This window comes from Aeoliella straminimaris (assembly GCF_024054565.1).
Taxonomy (GTDB): domain Bacteria; phylum Planctomycetota; class Planctomycetia; order Pirellulales; family Lacipirellulaceae; genus Aeoliella; species Aeoliella straminimaris.
The window spans coordinates 757,329-775,976 of the sequence record NZ_JAMXLR010000092.1 but is presented as its reverse complement, the minus strand read 5'-3'; the positions used below and the strand labels follow the sequence as shown (position 1 = coordinate 775,976).

General features: G+C 60.7%; 9 protein-coding genes. All 9 read left to right on the top strand.

What is annotated here, in order from left to right; genetic code table 11:
• Positions 1 to 805 precede the first annotated feature (805 nt).
• The 9 genes from NG895_RS28840 (at position 806) to NG895_RS28800 (ending at position 18,645) form a co-directional block, all read left to right on the top strand.
• Complete coding sequence (locus NG895_RS28840; RefSeq protein ID WP_252856036.1) at positions 806 to 5,329, top strand: outer membrane protein assembly factor BamB family protein; 4,524 nt, start codon at positions 806 to 808, stop codon at positions 5,327 to 5,329.
• Between the two features lie 87 nt (positions 5,330 to 5,416).
• On the top strand, positions 5,417 to 6,457 hold the full coding sequence (locus tag NG895_RS28835) for a prenyltransferase/squalene oxidase repeat-containing protein (RefSeq protein WP_252856035.1): 1,041 nt from the start codon (positions 5,417 to 5,419) through the stop codon (positions 6,455 to 6,457).
• Between the two features lie 65 nt (positions 6,458 to 6,522).
• Positions 6,523 to 7,563 (top strand): AAA family ATPase, encoded by a 1,041-nt coding sequence (locus NG895_RS28830; RefSeq protein WP_252856034.1) that lies wholly within the window; start codon positions 6,523 to 6,525, stop codon positions 7,561 to 7,563.
• Positions 7,553 to 8,437 carry a DUF58 domain-containing protein gene (locus NG895_RS28825; RefSeq protein WP_252856033.1) on the top strand — a complete coding sequence of 295 codons (885 nt, stop codon included), beginning with the start codon at positions 7,553 to 7,555 and terminating at the stop codon, positions 8,435 to 8,437. Before NG895_RS28830 ends, NG895_RS28825 begins: the two co-directional genes overlap by 11 nt.
• A gap of 30 nt (positions 8,438 to 8,467) precedes the next feature.
• Positions 8,468 to 10,681 (top strand): BatA domain-containing protein, encoded by a 2,214-nt coding sequence (locus NG895_RS28820; RefSeq protein WP_252856032.1) that lies wholly within the window; start codon positions 8,468 to 8,470, stop codon positions 10,679 to 10,681.
• Positions 10,682 to 10,729: 48 nt separating this feature from the next.
• Positions 10,730 to 13,201: a hypothetical protein gene (locus tag NG895_RS28815; protein ID WP_252856031.1), complete on the top strand. Its 2,472-nt coding sequence runs from the start codon at positions 10,730 to 10,732 to the stop codon at positions 13,199 to 13,201.
• 23 nt (positions 13,202 to 13,224) lie between these two features.
• Complete coding sequence (locus NG895_RS28810) at positions 13,225 to 15,501, top strand: hypothetical protein (protein ID WP_252856030.1); 2,277 nt, start codon at positions 13,225 to 13,227, stop codon at positions 15,499 to 15,501.
• Positions 15,502 to 15,790: 289 nt separating this feature from the next.
• Positions 15,791 to 17,455: a coiled-coil domain-containing protein gene (locus NG895_RS28805; protein ID WP_252856029.1), complete on the top strand. Its 1,665-nt coding sequence runs from the start codon at positions 15,791 to 15,793 to the stop codon at positions 17,453 to 17,455.
• A gap of 113 nt (positions 17,456 to 17,568) precedes the next feature.
• Positions 17,569 to 18,645 (top strand): hypothetical protein, encoded by a 1,077-nt coding sequence (locus NG895_RS28800; RefSeq protein ID WP_252856028.1) that lies wholly within the window; start codon positions 17,569 to 17,571, stop codon positions 18,643 to 18,645.
• The last annotated feature ends 3 nt before the right edge of the window (positions 18,646 to 18,648 follow it).

Below are 18,648 nucleotides of genomic sequence, written 5' to 3'. Positions count from 1 at the left end.
TGATTCCTCCGAAAAAAAGTCTGAAATACTGGGCTGGAAGGGTCGAGTAGGATCGTCCTCCGTTAACGAACGTGCTGATTAGAGCGCTGGTGGGGGAAAAAAACAAGTGCGGAATGGATCGCAAACCCCGACAAAACTAGGGTTTTGGAGCACTCCGCCCCTCTCAGGCTCTCATCGTCACACGCCGTTCGGCTGGTTCCCCCCGGTGTTCCGTGCCAGGAAACCCACCACTCACCCCTTCTGCAGAGGGGGCGTACAGCGCCCCGCTCAAGCGGAAGGCTGCAACACAATCTAGGTTGCAAATCAATGGAATCAAACGACTTGGGGAAAATTGTCCAAGTCCCCCGGAACCTCTTGGGGACCTCTGAGTACTAAACAACAGCCGAACACGCCTCGATGCGAGGCGGCAAGCTGCCTCAAGCGATTCGCACCAAGTGCCAATAAAGGGTGCGGAGAAACCGCTTGTAGAAAAATCCCAAGAACACTAAGCTCGCCCCGGGTTAAACGGCCCAGATATGCACAGGATCGGCCCGTCCGGTTGTCCACATCGGCCAACTTGGCGAGCAAGGAAGTCGCCGAATCCTTACTCCGCCGGTATGATGGAGCCGAGGGACGGTAACTGCCTTCCTCTACACACCGCAGGCGAGACGGGGAGTAAAGGATGATTGCCCGCAGCCACCCTCCTGGACGTCGTGGACGTCGTGAAGTTCGATTGCATCGCTGGCTACCCTTGATCCTGCTATCCACCTTGCACGCTTTGGCCTCCTGCTTGCTGAGACATCGGTGGGCTACCTGTGCGCTGATTGTGTGGGGCCTAGTTGTGTGGCAACCAGTCTGCTGGGCTCAGCCGGAACCGACCCCCGCTCCAGAGGAAGATGACCCCGATCAGATCAGCGATTTACATTCGCTGTACTACTCGGCCCATCTGCCGACCGATCGTCGATTGGCGCAAGATCTCGATCAGGCTCGGCAGCTCTTCGAATCGGGCAGGTACAGCGAAGGCTTACCGTTGGTGGATCGAGTGCTCGAGGCAAGCGAGGACACCTTCGAACTGGCTCACCGTCGGCAATCGAACAAAGTGGCCACCAGCCTCAAGGCGGCCGCCAAGGACCTGCTGGCCAATCTTCCGGCTGCCGGCGTGGCCGCCATGGAATTGGACCAAGGCGTCAAAGCTCAACGCGAACTGGCCCAGGCCGTCCAGCAGTGTTCGCTGGCCGGGTTGGCCCAAGTGGCGCAGCGGTACCCCGTGACCGAGGCCGCTGGTCAAGCCATGCTGATGCTGGCTCAAGCCGAAATGGACGCCGGCCGTTACTCAAGAGCGGCCGCTCTGTATGAAGAACTTCGCACCTGGCCCAAGGCCGCCTCAAGGTACGAAGCGTTGATCGACGTGCGACTGGTGCTGTGCTACGCGGCTACGGACAAGCAGGGCTCGCTGGAAGAAGCATCCAAGCGTCTGCAGAACATTCCCTCGCCGACCGCCCGGGCCGAAGTGGAACAACTGATCGGCAACAACGACGTGGGCCAGTGGCTCCAGAGCCTGTCGAGCGCCGCTTCCAAACTGCAGCGATCGGAGGACGACGCCTGGTTGGTCGAAGGACGTAGCGCCTCACGGAATCCCTTGTACGTTGCCGGAGGTGCGCCGCACGTCTGGCCAACCTGGGACGCACGGACGGTGAAGGAATATCACATCGCCCAACGCCTTGAGTCCCGTCTGCAATGGCAGCATCGTCGTGGGGTAAGTTGGGGCCTGGTCGCCAGTCCAATCGCGGTCGGCAACTACGTGATTGTCCGCACGCCCAGCAACCTGGTGGCCGTCGACTTCAACTCCGGGCGACGCGTGTGGGAGACGCGGGGCGAATCGGTCGAAGAAGATACAAACACCATCAACCTGCCGTTTGGCGATGGTGGTGAGCAAGGCGCCGTGGCCTTGGAGGCCCTGGAGCAACGCCTGTGGGTCGACGCCGTATACGGGGCGCTGAGCAGCGATGGCGATCGGGTGTACGCGATACGCAATCTCGACAGCATTCACTTGCGGAACAACATGCGTTTCCGCCTACAACTGCTACGCCAGGCCGGCAGCGAGTACGAGGAGCCAGGCAATACCCTTACCGCCTACGACCTGCGAACCGAAGGCAAGCGGTTGTGGGAAATTAATGGCGAGAACAACGAAGAGCTGTCTGGCTGTTTCTTCCTGGGTGCTCCGATTGCGGTGGGCGACACGCTGTGCGTGCTGGCCGAGTTCGCCAACTCGATCCATTTGCTGCAACTGGAAGCCGAAACCGGCAAGCTACTATGGAAACAACCACTGGCGAACCTCGAACGCAGCGTGGTGTTCGATATCGGTCGCCGGCTGGCCGGGGCAACGCCTTCGTATGCCAATGGGCTGGTGCTTTGTCCGACTGGCGCTGGCAGTGTGGTAGCTGTTGATCCCGTGAAGCACTCACTGGAATGGGCCTTTCGTTTCGAAGTCGACGAAGATCTTGCGACTCGAGCCACCACTGGCTGGCAGCAACAGTTCGGCGCTTACCAACCGGCACTCACCAGCCGTTGGCAGCGCAACCGTGTGATTGCCAGCGGCGACGCGTTGCTCGTAACCGCCCCGGAATGCGAACAGCTATATTGCCTGGACGGGCACACCGGCGAGAAACGGTGGTCGATCGAGCGCGGAGACTACGACTATCTGGCCGGAGTGGCTGGAGACCGTGTAGTGCTGGTCGCCGGTCGCTACGTCGGGCTGCTGGATCTGGAAACGGGCGAACCGGCCAGCGAAAACTCGCGCGTGGAATTGCCTGACGAACTGACGGTAGCCGGCTTGGGAGTGCTGACCAACGACGCTTTGATGTTGCCCTTGTCCAACAATCAGGTTGGCATCGTGAACGTCTCGAGCGGGACGTTCGAACGTGCGCTGGCGCTGCGCGAGGGTGCATCGGTTGGCAACCTGGCCTTCCACCGTGGCGCCTTGCTTTCTCAATCGCCCACATCGCTCGCACGTTTCGATCAGATGTCGCTGCTGCGTGAACAGTTGGCTCAAAACGAAAAAGATGGGGTTTCCAATGCCGACACGCTGCGTGTCCGAGGCGAACTTGCTTGGGGCGAAGGAGATCTCGATCAGGCGATTCGCCTGCTGCTCGAAGCCCACCAGCAGGACGCGGAAGATTCATTAGTGAAAATGCGGCTCACCAAGGCGTTGGTCACCGGACTTCGCAATGACTACCAACAGTACAAGCAACACAGCGAATTGCTGGCTTCGCTATCGACCGATACCCCGCAGCGGCTCGAACTGTACCGCTTTAACGTCGAAGGTTCGCTGGCAGCATCCGATCCCGCCGAAGCTTATGAATACGTTCACAAGATATTCCTCATCGATCGCGAAGCGATGTTGGAACGCAACGATAACCACGAGGTCCAGGCCGAAAGGTGGTTCGCCGCGCGATTGAACGAGCTTTGGGACATGGCCGACGAGCCGCTACGAGAGCGCATCGCCAAAGATGTCCAGCAATGGTTCGACGACGCCCAGGTGGATCCTTCCACCAGCAAGCTGGCACGACTGGTACGTTACTTCGGCGGCATCCCTGCTGGACGCATTGCCAGGCTCCGGCTGGCAGACGAGTACGTGGCGACTCAACGTTACGCCGAGGCCGAGTTGCTGTTGCTGCAGTCGGCGAAAGAAGCTGCGTCGAACGGTGGCCTGGAAGAGTTGCGAGCGCAAGTGGCAGCCCTGGTACCGGGGCTCGAGTCGGGCGACACCTTGGAGCAGTACTTCACTTCGCACAGCACCTGGCCCGATGGAAAGGTGGAGACCTCCATCGATCGAGGGCGCGCTGGCTCGAATCGCAATACGACCGTCAGTCGAGGCCTGCGATCGAGATCCAACGCGAGACTGCTGGTCGAACCACACTCGTGCGGCCTGCCAACCAACGGGCCGGTGACTCTGGCACTCTCCTATGGCAGTCAAAACCAGTTGTTCGCCTGGAACCAGTTCGGCGAAGTGACCCACGGCATCCCAATGCAGTTCGTGGCCCTGCAAAACTCCAATACCAACACGGAACTCGCCTGCATGCGGTTCGGGCATTTTGCAGTGCTTGGTGCCGGGGATCAGGTGGCCGTGGTCGACCTGCGGCAGGGCGAGTTGGAAGAGGGGCCGCTGCTCTGGAGCAGTCCTCCCTCGTCGCGCGGCAATCGAAGAACGCTCCGAGCCGTGCAAGTGGGTGGCCGCACCGTGATTCGCTCCCTGCCGACCCAAGGAGAAACGGACGGTCCCACAGGCGAGTTGTGTTCGGCCACGCCGCAGGGGGTGGTGCTGCGTGGTGAAGAGCTGCTGCGTTGCTACGGCACCGTGGACGGCGAACTGTTGTGGCAGCGCCGCGATACGCCCGCCGATGGAGCGGCCTTCGGAGATTCAGAATACCTGTTCCTGAAGGCCGATGGCGAAGTGACCGGTGTGGTGCTGTCGATGATCGACGGATCGACTTTGGGCGAATGGCAGAACCCCGAAGGAAAGACCATCCTGACCTACGGACGGAACGTCGTTGTCACGCAACTGCGAGCCGGACGCCGTTTGATACGCGTTGTGGACGTGCTATCTGGCAAGGTGTTGCTGGAGCGGTCCTACAGCGGTTCGGCCACTCAGCCAGTTGTGTCGTCGAACCTGGTACTGGTGATGGAGCCGACGGGCGAACTGGAGGCCGTGGACGCGGCCACCGGGCAGATAAAATTTGCCGCGAAGCTGAAACCCGAGCGGCAACTCGAGACCATTCACCTGTTGCCTTCGGACGATCTGCTGATTCTGGCAACTAACACGCGGACTACCGCCCAGCACAACACGGCGGGCAACGAGATGCTGGAAAACTCGCCCATCATCTCGGGGCATGTCTACGCACTCGACGCACAAACTGGCAAGCCGCACTGGAACCGCCCGGCAAGCGTTCGCGGGCAGGGCCTCTGGCGTATGCAACCCACGGCCTCGCCGGCGCTGGTGTTTATTAGCCGCGAGGAAGCTCGCCAGGGCAGCAACCAGAGCGGACATACGCGGGTGCTCGTCCTGGACAAACGGACCGGTCGCAGCCTGCTACGGGAAGACGAACTGTACCCCCTCGACCCGGCTCCCTGGTCGATGCGCATCGATCATGTGGCCGAACCGACCGTGACCCTGGATTTAAGGCATACTCTGGTAACCTTGCAATTTACGGACTCCCCCAGGCCCCCCGAGCCGGTGGCGTTGGCGGAGGTGGAAGGAGTGTCCAAAGGACAAGGGTCAGGTTTACTTGGTATACTAAGGAAGCTATCCGGCGGATCACTGAGTGATCCGCCTATCGACGACGACGATTGATCCCAACGACCCACGCAATCGAGTTGTCGGCAGTAACGATTATGCAGGCCAGGCGCGACCACGGTCCTCGTGTATGGAGATGCCACTATGTGTTCCTCACGGAAAATGCTGGCGGTGTCGATTGCGCTGATTGCCTTGTGCAGTCCAGCGGTTGCCGCCCGAAGCGACCCGGAAGTCGATCGCGTGGTAGTGCAGGGTCTTGATTGGCTCGCTTCTCGCCAACAGCGTCTAGGACACTGGACCGCTCAAGGACGCTATCCGGCCGCCATGACCTCGCTGGCCGGACTCGCCATGCTGTGCGAGGGATCGACCACCACCGAGGGACGCTACGCCGATAACATCAGCCGAGCGGTCGATTACTTGGTGAGCCAGAGCCGCCCCAATGGGCTGATTGGCGATCCCCTGCGTGACGACCGCTACACCTACGGCCATGGTTTCGCCATGCTGTTCCTTTCGCAGGTGCTGGGTGAAGAAGAAGACGCGCAGCGTCGAGAAGAACTGGTACAGGTACTTACCAAGGCGGTCCGCTTTACCGGCCAGGCCCAAACCGATGCTGGTGGATGGGGCTATGTGAGTGCAAAGGATGGCAACGGTTTTGACGAAGGTTCCACGACCATTACCCAGGTGCAGGGACTGCGGAGTTGCCGAAACGCGGGAATTCCTGTCCCCAAAGAGGTCATCGACAAAGCAGTCAAGTACATTAAAGACTGCACGCTACGCGATGGTGGCGTGCAATACAGCAGCAAAGGTGGTGGTGGCCGACCCGCCATTACCGCTGCGGCGGTAGCCTGCCTGTTCAATGCGGGTGAATACGACGACGACTACGTGCCCCGCATGCTGAAGTATTGTGAGCAGCACTTGGGCGGCGGTCGTCAAAACAACTACGGACACTGGCACTACGCCCACTTTTATTACTCACAGGTACAGTACCGCGAAGCGGGCGAGATCTGGACGGACTATCGCAACACGACCTATGCGAAATTGCTCCGCGAGGCGAAGCCCGTCACCTTGGAGAACGGAAAAGGTGTGGTGTGGGATCAGGGCTACATCGGCCAGGTCTATACCACCTCGCTCAACTTGATCATCTTACAACTCGACAACGCAGCCTTGCCAATTTACCAGCGGTAGCGATCTCGCATCCGCCGCCTGGCAAGTAAGGCCTGCATCACTTTTTCACTTACCACCTGCGAAGCATGCACGAACAAGACCCCTCCGCCGTTGATCGGCTCAATGCCGCAGCCGACCGGATCCGCCAGCAACTTTCTCAAGTTATCGTGGGCCAGCAAGAGGTAATCGACCAACTGTTGATTACGCTATTCTGCCGAGGCCATTGCCTGCTGGAAGGTGTGCCGGGACTTGCGAAGACGTTGCTCATCAGCACGCTTGCCAAGTCGCTGAACCTGACGTTCAACCGCATTCAGTTCACGCCCGACTTGATGCCGGCCGACATCATCGGCACCGACATCATTGAAGAGAACAAGTCGACCGGTCAGCGCGAGATGCGGTTCCTGGGCGGGCCGATCTTTGCCCACGTGATTTTGGCGGACGAAATTAATCGCACGCCCCCCAAGACGCAGGCGGCACTGCTGGAAGCGATGCAGGAGCGACAAGTATCGGTGGGCATGGTTCGCCATCAGATCGGCGATCCGTTCTTTGTGCTCGCCACGCAGAACCCCATCGAACAGGAAGGCACCTACCCGCTGCCCGAAGCGCAGCAGGACCGGTTCATGCTCAAGGTACTGGTTCGCTATCCCTCGGTGGAGGACGAAGTCGAAATCGCCCGCCGCACGACCAGCGTGCAGGATTTCCAGGTCGAGCCGGTCCTCGCTCCCGAAGAGGTGCTGGAGATACAGCACATGGTACGACTGGTGCCGGTGAGCGAACACCTGATTCGCTACGCGGTGGCCCTGGTGCGGTCGACCCGCATTGGCGAGCCGGAGGCCGATCCCTTCGCAGTGGAAAACCTGTCCTGGGGCGCCGGACCGCGGGCCGTGCAGTACTTGCTGATGGGAGCCAAGGGGCGGAGCTTGATGATGGGACGGCCGCATGTAGCCCTGGAAGACATCCAGGCACTCGCCGCGCCCGTCCTGCGTCATCGGCTGCTGGTGAACTACACGGCCGAAAGTGAAGGCATTACGTCCGACGACGTGGTCGGCCGCTTAATCGAAAACCTACCCGCCCGCGAGGACCAACTCAGTGGTGACCCCCGCTTCCAAAAAGTCTTTGCTTCCTGAGGTCGTCCGTCGCATCGGCCGGCTCGAATTGCGGGCACGGTACATTGTCGAAGGTCTGCTTTCCGGTATGCATCGCAGCCCGTACTTCGGGCAGTCGGTCGAGTTCCGCGAACACCGCGAGTACTCCAAGGGCGACGACTTGCGCCATATCGACTGGAAGGTGTGGGGGAAGCAGGACCGCCTTTACATCAAGCGGTACGAAGAAGATACCAACCTGCGTTGCACCCTGGTGGTCGATGGTTCGGCGAGCATGAACTACGGCTCGGCCGACATGACCAAGCACGACTACGCTGCGACTGCCGCCGCGGCGTTCGCCTACCTGCTGCTAAAGCAAAGCGATTCGGTGGGTGTTACGGTGTTCGACGATCAAATCCGCCACGAAGTGCCGCTCCGCACGCAACGAAGTCACCTGACAAGGATCGCCCGGGCACTGGAATCGATTGAACCACGCGACAAGACCAACATCGACAGCGTGCTCGCCCACGTGGCCAAATCCAATCCTCGCAAGGGGATGATCGTCCTGATTTCGGACCTGCTGTGCGACACCGACCAACTGCTAAAAGGGCTGGTCACACTGCGGCGAATGGGACACGATGTAGTGGTGCTGCACGTGATGGACGATGAGGAACTCGATTTCACGTTTCGCGGTCCCGTACGGTTCGAAGGCCTGGAGGTCGACGACATTGTCGACTGCAACCCTCGTGCGCTCCGCAAAGGTTACATGGAAGCCCTGGAACGTTATTTGACCCGCGTGCGCAAGGCCTGTGCCGCAAACGCGGTCGACTATTCGTTGATCCGCACCAGCGACGCATTGGACGCCGCCTTGACCGCCATCATCGCCCGCCGCGCGCTTGCGCAACGCGCCAAGATTTAACCCCACCCAACAACTGCCCGCCTGACTGACGTGTCGTTCCTATATCCCTCGGTGTTCTGGTTTGGATTGCCGCTAGTGGCCTTGCCGCTGGTGATCCATCTGTTGAACCTGCGTCGCCAGCGCAGAGTGCCGTGGGCCGCCATGCAATTTTTGCTGGAGAGCCAGGAACGTAGCAAGACGTGGATCAGCCTCCAGGAGCTGTTGCTGCTGCTGTTGCGTACCGCAGCGATTGCCCTGTTGATCGTGATGCTCGCCCGCCCCACGGCTCGTAGCGGTTGGATCGGTCGTCTGTTGAACCGGCCGGTGCATCACTTGGTGGTACTGGACGACAGCTACTCGACCACCGACCGCTGGGCGGAAACTTCCGCCTGGAAGGAAGGCATTGGCGCAGCGAACGACATCGCCCAAGCGGCCGCCGATCAATCGACCGCCAGCGTGGTGAGTATCTTGCGTTTCTCCGAAGCGGAACAGGGGGGAGAGGACCCTCGCCCTGGAATCTTCCGTCAGCAGCTCGACGATAAGTCGCGGCAGGAATTCATCTCCCGCATGGAAACGGCGCAGCCTACCGACACCGCATCCGGGCTGTTGCCAGCGCTGCGTCGCGCGGTTGAGCTAGCCGACCTGCAACCGCCCGATCAAGATCTGGTGGTGCACGTCGTGTCCGACTTCCGCCAACACGACGTCCAGCAGATCGACGCCATTCAGGAGGTGGTCGACTCGTTGAAGAAGCGGTCCACCGGGCTGCAGTTCATCCGCACCGTGCGTCAGCCGCACGAGAACCTGGCCCTGGTGAGCCTGGAGCCCGAATCGGGTGTTCGCGCCACCGGTGTGGAAATGTGGATGCGTTTGGCGGTGGAGAATTACGGCACCTCCACCGCTCGCGAAGTGGTAGTCGAACTGGAGCAAGATGGCAGCCCACTGGTTTCTGTTCCAGTGGGCGACATCCCGGCCGGTGAAACCGTCGATCGTCGATTCCGCGCAACGTTCGTCGCTGGCGGCGCCCACTGGGTCGCCGGCAGCATCGACGCCGATGCGGTAGAGCTCGATAACCGCTACGTTTACGCTACCCATGTCCCCGAAGCGCAGAAGGTGCTGCTGGTGGATGGCTCGCCCAATGGGTGGGAGTCGTACTACGTCGGCACCGCACTAGCGCCGGGCGGACCGGTGAAAAGTGGTTGGGCCCCGGTCGTGGTCAAGGCGAGCGATTTCGCCGAGGCAGGCGACCTTTCGCAATACGCGGCCGTGGCGCTGCTGGATGTGCCACGCCTGAAGGACGAGCAACTGGCACAGGTCGCCGCGTTCGTCGAAGCGGGTGGGGGTCTACTGGTAACTTTGGGCGAGACGATCCGCCGCGACTATTACGCCGGCACGGGCTTCGCCAGCGGCGAAGGCCTGTTCCCAGCTCCGCCCGACCTGCCCACTCAATGGATTCCGGAAACCGACGACACGGAGAATCCTGCGGCGGACATCCGTGTGACCGACCACCCGGCATTCAGCGTCTTTCGCGGCGAGCGAAACAGCATGCTGGGCTTGATGCGGGTGAACTACTACTACTCGCTGCAGCGAGGGTGGCGAAACGACAAGACCGACGACGTCGAAGCCATTGCCTCTCTGGCGGACGGCACCCCCTTGGTGCTGGAGAAACCTTACGGCAATGGTAAGGTCGTCATGCAATTGACCAAGGTCTCGCCCGATGAAGGAACGCTCGGCAGCTGGTCGAACTTCGGCCCCAATCCGGCGTTCGTCGTGCTGACCAACGAGCTGTTCGGGTACCTGGCGTATGGCGCGGCCGCCGACGACGTACTGACCGTTGGCGACGCACTCCGCATTCCTGCCGACCGAGCGATGTTCGCCGGCTCGGGCTCCATCCAGCGGGTCGGTCGCGGTACTCCCTACCAGGCCACGCTGTCGGGCGATCCGGCGGCCGATCAACTGGTAATCGCCTCCGAACCGATCGAGCGTGCCGGCTTGTACCGTGTGCGACTCGACCGCAATTCGGGCGGAACCGAAGATCGCTTCGCCGCTGTAAACCCCGCCGCGGGCGAAGGCAACCTGGCGCTGGCTGCCGACACGACGCTGCGTCAGAAATTCGCGGGCGACGAGTTCGCCCTGCGCTATGCCGATGAACTCTCGACCGAAGCGAATCCCAGCGAATCGAGTTGGACCGAAGTCCTGCTCGCGTCGCTGGTCCTGGCACTGGTGGCTGAGCAAGCCCTGGCCTACGTTTGCAGTTTCCACGAATAATCCTCCCCTCGCAGTCCACCCAACCTGATGTTTCCCCTTAGCTCAAGCATGACGCAGTTCAGCCTGCCGCTGGCCGCCACCAAAGTGGCCGGCGACGCGGTCTATGAATTTGCGCGGCTGGAGTCGCTGGGCGACGCCTGGTGGGTGGGACCAGCGTTGGTGCTCGGTCTGTTGGCGCTGCTCGCATACGTCTGGAGCGTGTACCGTCGCGAAGCACGCACCATCTCCGTGACCAAAGCAATTGTGCTCGCACTGTTGCGAACCATCGCCATTGCCGGACTCGTGGCGTTCTTCCTCGGTCTCGAAAAACGCAGCAGTTCGCAGGTGGTCGAGCCCTCGCGGGTGGCAGTGCTGGCTGACACTAGTTTGAGCATGGACCTGCCGGACGCCGAACCCACTTCCAGCGACAGGGCAACCCGGGCCGAGAAATTGCAGTCGCTGCTGACCAAGTCGCCACTGCTCGAGGACATGAGCAGGGCTCACGATATCGACATTGTGGCGCTCGGCGAAGCGACACGCCCGCTGGCCTACATGCCCCAGTCGCCTGCATCGAAGGAAGGTACGGCCCAGCAGTCGAAGGATGATGCCGACTTGCCCGAGCCGTTCGACTACGACAAACTGGCCTCGCAGATTGTTCCCGAAGGTCACGAGACCCGATTAGGCGATGCAATTGCCACGACGCTCGAGCGTTACCAGGGCCTGCCGCTGGCCGGCATCATCGTGTTGACCGACGGCGGACAGAACCGTGGGCTCGAACTGGCCGCGGCGGCGGAAGCAGCGACCGATGCCAATGTGAAAGTCCATGCCGTAGGCTTTGGCCCCACCACGGCACCGGCCAACATCGTGGTCCGCGAACTCATTGCCCCCGAGCGGGCCTATCCAGGTGACAAACTCACGCTGCAAGCGATCGTTCACGCTCAGGACCTGGCCGGGCAGCAAGTCGAATTGCAGCTATCCCGCCGTCCGGCCACTGCCAACAACGAGGAGGTGGCTCCAGGGGATTGGGAAGTGGTAGAGACGCACACTCTGGCGGTGGTCGGCACAGACGCACTCGAAACGGTCCGCATCGAAACCGATCCGCCAGAGCCTGGCGACTACGTTTACGAAATCCGCGCCCTGCCTGCACCGCGCGAAGCGATGCTCGACGACAATGCGCAGCAAGCGGACGTGTCCGTCATCGATCGCCAAACCCGTGTGCTGCTGTACGCCGGCGGCCCGACGCGCGACTACCGGTTCTTGCGAAACCAATTGATGCGCGACGCCAGCTTCGTGGTCGACGTGCTGCTGGCCAGCAGCCCTCCAGGAATCTCGCAGGATGCAAACGAAGTACTCACCGAGTTCCCAACCACCGCCGAACAGCTTTCGAAGTACGACGCCATCGTCGCCTTCGACCCCGATTGGTCGCAGCTATCTGCCGAGCAGGTTCGTTGGCTGGAACAATGGGTGGCGCAGCAGGCGGGCGGATTGATCGTGATCCCAGGCCGGGTAAATACGCCTCGCTGGGGAGTCGATACTCGCATGCGCACCATCCGGGGCCTGTACCCAGTAAGCGTGCCTGAGCAACTGCTCGATCTGCGCAGCGACGACGACAACCGCGACACTACACGGGCGCTCCAGTTCACCCGCGAAGGCGAGGAAGCGGAGTTCCTGTGGCTGGCCGACAGTTCTGATGACAGCGCGCTGGCCTGGGACGAGTTCGACGGTGTGTACAGCGTGTTGGAACACAATGGCCCCAAGCCGGGTGCCACGGTGTATGCCTATGCCGGCATCCCCGAGGTCGACGACCATGGCCCCGCTTACCTGGTGGGGCACTACTACGGTGCCGGGCAGGTGCTGTTCATCGGCAGCGGCGAAATGTGGCGGCTACGTAAACTCGACACCAACTACTACGACCGGTTGTGGACTTCAATGCTGCGTCATACCAGCCAGGCTCGCCTGCTGCAGGGCTCGCCCCGCGGCAAGTTGTTGGTTTCGCAAGATCGATACGAACTCGGTGCCACGGTGCCGGTGCGAGTGATGCTGAGCGACCTGCAAATGGAGCCTCTGGTAGCCGACAGCGTAACACTCGACATCGAGATGCCAGGCGGGCGGAGCGATCGTTTGACACTGGCCGCCGACGATGCCCGCGCGGGGAACTTCGCCGGCGAATTCCGCGTCGTACTACCAGGAACCTACCGGTTGTCGCTTCCCGTGCCCGACTCGACAGATGAACTTAGCCGCTCGATTCGCGTAACTACCCCTCAACTCGAAGTGGGGCAAACCACTCGCGACACCAAACTGCTCGAAAGCCTGGCCGAACAGACCGGTGGTTACTACTACCCAAGTTCGCAGCACGCCTTGGCAGGTACCCAGACACTTCCCAACCTGGTAGCGGCCACCCCGAGCCAATCCCGCAGCAAACGTGTCATTGGCTCGATAGACAAGCAATTCGCCCGTGATCAATCGTTCTGGCTGCTGGCCGTGGTGGCCGGCGCGCTTTGCCTGGAATGGATTATTCGCCGGCTCAGTTACCTCGCCTGATTGTTCCCCCTAACCAGCTTCTCATGTCCGCACCAACCGACCATACCCTCGACTACCAAGCGATCAGCGACCTGCTGAGCGACGTGCGGCAGCGCATCCGCACGTTTGTGTGGGCCGAAGCGGTGCTGCTCGCGCTGGTGCTGGTGGGCGTAGTGTTTTGGGGCGGGTTGTTACTCGACTGGATGTTCGAGCCGCCTCCGCAAGTCCGCCTGGCGGTTCACTTGCTGCTGGTGGCAAGCGTATTAGGCATTCTCATCTGGTGGGGTCTGCGCCGCTGGATGGTAGGCCTGTCCGATCGCAGCCTGGCATTGCTCATCGAACGCAAACACCCCGAGCTTCAAGATGCCCTCTCGGTTGCCGTCGATCTGCACGAATCCCCTGCCGATGCCGCGAATGTCCATCCCGAACTGGCCGCGCGTACCATTCGCGAAGCGGCCCATGCGGCCCGTTCGCTCAATACAGAAAATCTGCTCAACCAACTGCGAATCAATCGCTTCGCCCTGCTGGTGGGCGGGCTCGCCATTTCGGTGATCGCCCTGGCACTGGGCATGCCAAAGATCTGGGACACCTACACCCAGCGACTGGCCCTGTCGCCCGAGGACTGGCCGCGGAGGGTGGGTCTCACCGTCGAAGGATTCGAGCCCGATGGCGAGGGCGGTTGGTTCCGCAAAGTGGCTCGCAACTCGGACGTGCCGGTCGTAGTGAACGCTTCGCTGGCGGAAGAGCTCGAAGCTCCCGAGCGAGTAACCATTCGCTATCGCTGGGAAGAAGGTCGTCGTGGCCGCGATGATTTGATTCGCATCGGCGATGCCGAACCCGGCCGCGACGAAAGCCAGCGTTACGAATACCTGTTCGAGCGAATTGCCGGCAACGTGGAGTTCGACATTCGCGGTGGCGACGACCGCGTGCGGCATTTGCGACTCGAGGTGGTCGAGCGTCCCAAAGTCACGCAGCTTCAGTTTGAATGCGAATACCCCGAGTACCTGGGCCGCTCCAACCGCATTGTTGCTGCTGGTCCGCGCGTCGAGTTACCAGAAGGAACCGTGATCACTGCTGTTGGCAAGGCCAACAAGCCCCTGGCCGAAGTGCGGTGGCGTTTGGTCGTGCAAGATGACGAACCCCAAATGTCCAGCGATGCTACCAGCGATTTTGAGTCGCACCTGAAATTGGAACGCAACGACATCGACCTCGAAGTCGAGTTGCTGGACGAAGATGGCATCGTCAGTGCCGAGCCGTTCCGAGTGACGCTCGCCTCGCGACTGGATGAGAAACCTCAGGTGCTCGCCTCGCGAGAAGGCATTGGCCTGGCGGTCACCCAGCGGGCGCAGCTGCCGGTGCAGCTTGACATTACCGACGACAACGGCGTCAACACCGCGTGGCTCGATATCCGCCATGGCGATGATGAACTGCCTCGCATGCCAGTCAATCTACCCGCAGGCAGCCGCAACAAGCTGCTGGCCCTCGCCACGGTGGACCTGGAAGAGCTGGCCCAAGCCCACCCGAACGATCCGCTGTACGCTTTCGCTCCCGGTGGGCAGGTGACCATCGCCCCCAGCGCGAACGACAAGTTCGATCTGTCGGACGAGTCTCGCGCCACGGCCGCGCGCAATCTGACGTTTGAGATCGTAACCGAAGACGAACTGCTGTCCCGCCTGGCAGGTAGCGAGCAGAACCTGCGGCAGACATTCGAAGCCGTGGCCGACAAGCTACTACTGCTGTACGACTCAGTCGAGAAACTCGAACAGCAAGCGCTCGGCGGCAGTGTTTCGGCCACCGAAGACGCCGATCTGCTGGTTGTCGATACCTCGGCCGAGCCCCCAGAAAATGCCGAGATCGCCCCGGAGACGATCGACGAGTCGGAAGCCCAAAGCCACCTGGCCCGCGATGCTGTTCGCGACGCAGAGACCGCGCGACAGATTGCCGACGAAGTGCAGGGCGTCGCGGCGGGCTTCGAGGACATCCATGCCCAACTGTTCAACAACCGCGTCGACAACGGCGAGATGTCCAATCGTATCGGCAACCGCATCGCCGCTCCCTTGCGGAAGCTGGGCGAGCAGCGGATGACGAGCGTGGCCGATAAGATTGCCCGCGTCGCCACGGGCGAATCGACCACTGCTGCCAAACAAGAAATGCGGCAAGCAATCATCGAGGTCGAAGAACTGCTTCGCGAGATGAAGGGCTTGGAGAACTATAACGAAATTGTCGCCATGCTGCGTGAAATCATCCGCCAACAAGAGCAAATAAACACCAAAACCAAGGATCAACAGAAGAGCGACTTGAAGGATTTGCTGCTAGACTAGTGCAAACTGCCAGGGCGCGAAACGTGCACGTTGGCGACTCGGTCGAGCCACATCGACGAAGCGGTGCGGTACTTCCACCCCGCCTGCTCACACCTTGTTTAAAACAACCTTTCGCCCCATTTGCCGCTCACGTGACACTCTTTGAAAGCGCTTGCCGCAGTGCACGGAGAACGCAAAGATTCGCTTGATGCAATAAATCAGGACTGAGCAGACGTCCAACAGGAGAAGGCCAGCGGTTGACGTGTGTCGTCCGTCGAGCCCCATTCGTTCGGCAAAGGAGGATTCGGATATGTACCATCGCAGCTTTGGCGGCAACTGGTTGACCGTCTGCTTGTTCATGGCCATTGCTCTATCCGCTGCTCAGTTGACTGGCGCGCAAGAAGCGGAGACCACATCCGTTCCTTCAGGGCTGAGTCTGGAACAGCAACGGCTGGCCAGTCGTTTCGAGCGGCTCGAAGCGGTCGCCGCGCGACTGGCCGAACTGGCCAACAACAGCGAGCCCGAGCGAGCGGAGCAATTGCGCCGGGCCATCAAGGCCAGCCGCGAGAAAGGGATTGCCGAGCGATTCGGGACCATCGTTAATCTGCTGGAAACCGAGCGTCTGTCGGCCGCTGCCAAGGATCAGACCGAATTGCAGGCCGAGTTGGAGCTGCTACTGCAAGTGCTGCTCGAAGATCCGGACAACAGCGAACGCGAGGCGATGAAGAAGTTCCTCAAGGCGCAGATCCGAGAGATCAACAAGCTGATTCGCCAACAACGCTCCTTGCGTAACCAGAATGAGGAAGGGGCCGATACCAACCGTCTGGCCGACAAACAGAACGATGTGAACGAATCGGCTGGTGAGGTACAAGAGGCGCTCGAAGAGGGAAGCGACAAGGCCGAAAGCGAATTTGGTGAAGGGCAACCACAAGAAGGGGAATCGGCCGAGGGCAAATCGCCGGAAGGCAAACCCAAGGAAGGCGAGTCTCAAGAAGGCCAACAGGGTGAGAGCCAGCAAGGAGAAGGTCAGCAAGGAGAAGGTCAGCAGGGGGAGGGCCAACAGGGCGAAGGTCAGCAGGGTGAGGGTCAACAGGGTGAAGGACAGCAAGGAGAAAGCCAGCAAACGGAGCAGCAGAACTCCGATCCCATCAAGAACGCGGCCCAGCGCGTTGAACGCGCTCGCCAACGGATGGAACAAGCCGAGAAGAAGCTTCGCGACGCCCAGCAGCGGGACGCCAAAGAGGACCAGCGCGAAGCGCAGCGTGAACTAGAGGCTGCTCGAGCAGAACTCGAACGAATCCTCCGTCAGCTTCGCGAAGAAGAGATGGAACGCCTGCTGGCAAAGCTTGTCTCGCGGTTCCGCGACATGCTCGCCAAGCAGGAAAGCATCTACGACGACACGATGGAAATATCCGCCGCATCGACCGACGGCAAACCGCGCAACTTGATGCTGCAATCGATTCGCCTGTCGCGTCGCGAATCGGAGTTAGTGCGCGACGCCGAGAAGGCGTTGACTTTGCTACGGGAAGATGGCACCTCCGTGGCCTTCCCGGAAGCAACCGAACAACTTGCCGAAGACATGCGTTCCACAGCGGCCCGCCTGGCGACAGCCGATGTGGGTCCGATCACCCAAACGGTAGAGCTTGACATCATTACCGGGCTGAAAGACATGATTCAGGCCTTGGATCAAGCTCGCGACGAATTGGCCCAACAGCAAGGCGATAGCCCGCAGCCTGGCGGCAGTGGAGAGCCGCTTCCCCCTGGCGAAGAACGTCTCCTGCAATTGATTTCGGAGCTGAAAATGATCCGGACGCTGCAAGCCCGGGTATATAAGCGGACCCAGGACCTGGGGGCGCTCGCCGATAATCCTCAGGTCGACCCTGCAGAATTGAAAGTTGAGTTAGATAAACTGGCCGAGCGTCAGGAACGGATTTTCCAGGCAACTCACGACCTCCACACGCAGGCCAACCAGTGATTTACGCAATTTTCTGCCCCCTGCGGAGCTTACGCGTTGTCCGATTCCGCAGAATCGTCGATACTATGGTAGCAGCGAAACAGGCGTCCGCTCACAACACGAGGCCCGCTGACGTGCAAAAGTATTCCTTTGTGCCATTCTTGCTAGGTGCGATTTTCGCCTGTGCGGCGCTCGCCACCTTCGCTCCCGGTGCCTTTGCGACCAGCGACGAGCCGGTCGAGCAATCGATCACTCCGTGGTCGACGCCCAGTCCCGAAAGCGTCGAAGCGAGTATCGTCGAGTGGATGGTCGATTCCTCGGCCACGTCCCAGGAAGCCACCGAACGCGAAGCGGGTGCGCGTGCTGAGCTCGATCGCTTGTTCACCTCCGGCGATCGTTTGGACGCGGTGATGCATGCGGTGGCGATGAGCTTGCCAGAGGTGGCCGAAACCATCGAAGCTTGCCGCACCACTCCGCTCGAAGCCATGCAACTCGACTGGCTCGACTCGGCCGAGGTCCCGTATTGGATCCGTAGCAACGTGCGACTGTACGTCGGTCGCGCCCTGGTGCAGCAGTACTACTATGGACAAGCGCTCGAAGTGCTCGAAGGTTTGAAGCCGTCCGACGTGTTCGATCCAGCGTCGCTATTGTTCTATCGTTCGATCGCCGAACACCAGTTGGTCCAAATCGACGAAGCGAAAGGCACGCTCGCCACGTTGCTGGATGCCGAGCAGGAAATGCCGGAACGCTTCGCCCAGATTGCAAGGCTGATGCAAGCCGACATTGCCAAGGTAAAAGAGGACTCGCTCGATCACATTGCCAGGCGGATGTCGGATGTCGAGCGACGCTTGAGTCTTTCGGATGCCGGCGACCAAACCCAGGGAGTAGAACTGGGCATTCTGGCATCGCTCGATAAGACGATCGAGAAACTCGAGGAGCAGGCCCGGCAGCGGCAACAACAGCAGCAACAAGCCGGCAGTCAACAATCGGGAACTCCGATGGAAGACAGTCAGCCCGTCGAACAAAAAGGCGAAGGCAAAGTCGACATCAAAGACATTGGGGATGCTTCGGGTTGGGGCAATCTGCCCCCGCGTGAGCGTGAGCGGGTGATGCAACAGATTGGTCGCGACTTTCCGGGCCACTACCGCGACCTGATGGAAGAGTACCTCAAGCGACTGGCCACCGACGAGCGTGAAGAGTCGCAGCCGTAGCTG

Bases quoted from the DNA above. Each gene is read 5' to 3' on its own strand.
- NG895_RS28835 (WP_252856035.1), top strand. From the start codon at position 5,417: ATGTGTTCCTCACGGAAAATGCTGGCGGTGTCGATTGCGCTGATTGCC.
- NG895_RS28830 (WP_252856034.1), top strand. From the start codon at position 6,523: ATGCACGAACAAGACCCCTCCGCCGTTGATCGGCTCAATGCCGCAGCC.
- NG895_RS28815 (WP_252856031.1), top strand. From the start codon at position 10,730: ATGACGCAGTTCAGCCTGCCGCTGGCCGCCACCAAAGTGGCCGGCGAC.
- NG895_RS28810 (WP_252856030.1), top strand. From the start codon at position 13,225: ATGTCCGCACCAACCGACCATACCCTCGACTACCAAGCGATCAGCGAC.
- NG895_RS28805 (WP_252856029.1), top strand. From the start codon at position 15,791: ATGTACCATCGCAGCTTTGGCGGCAACTGGTTGACCGTCTGCTTGTTC.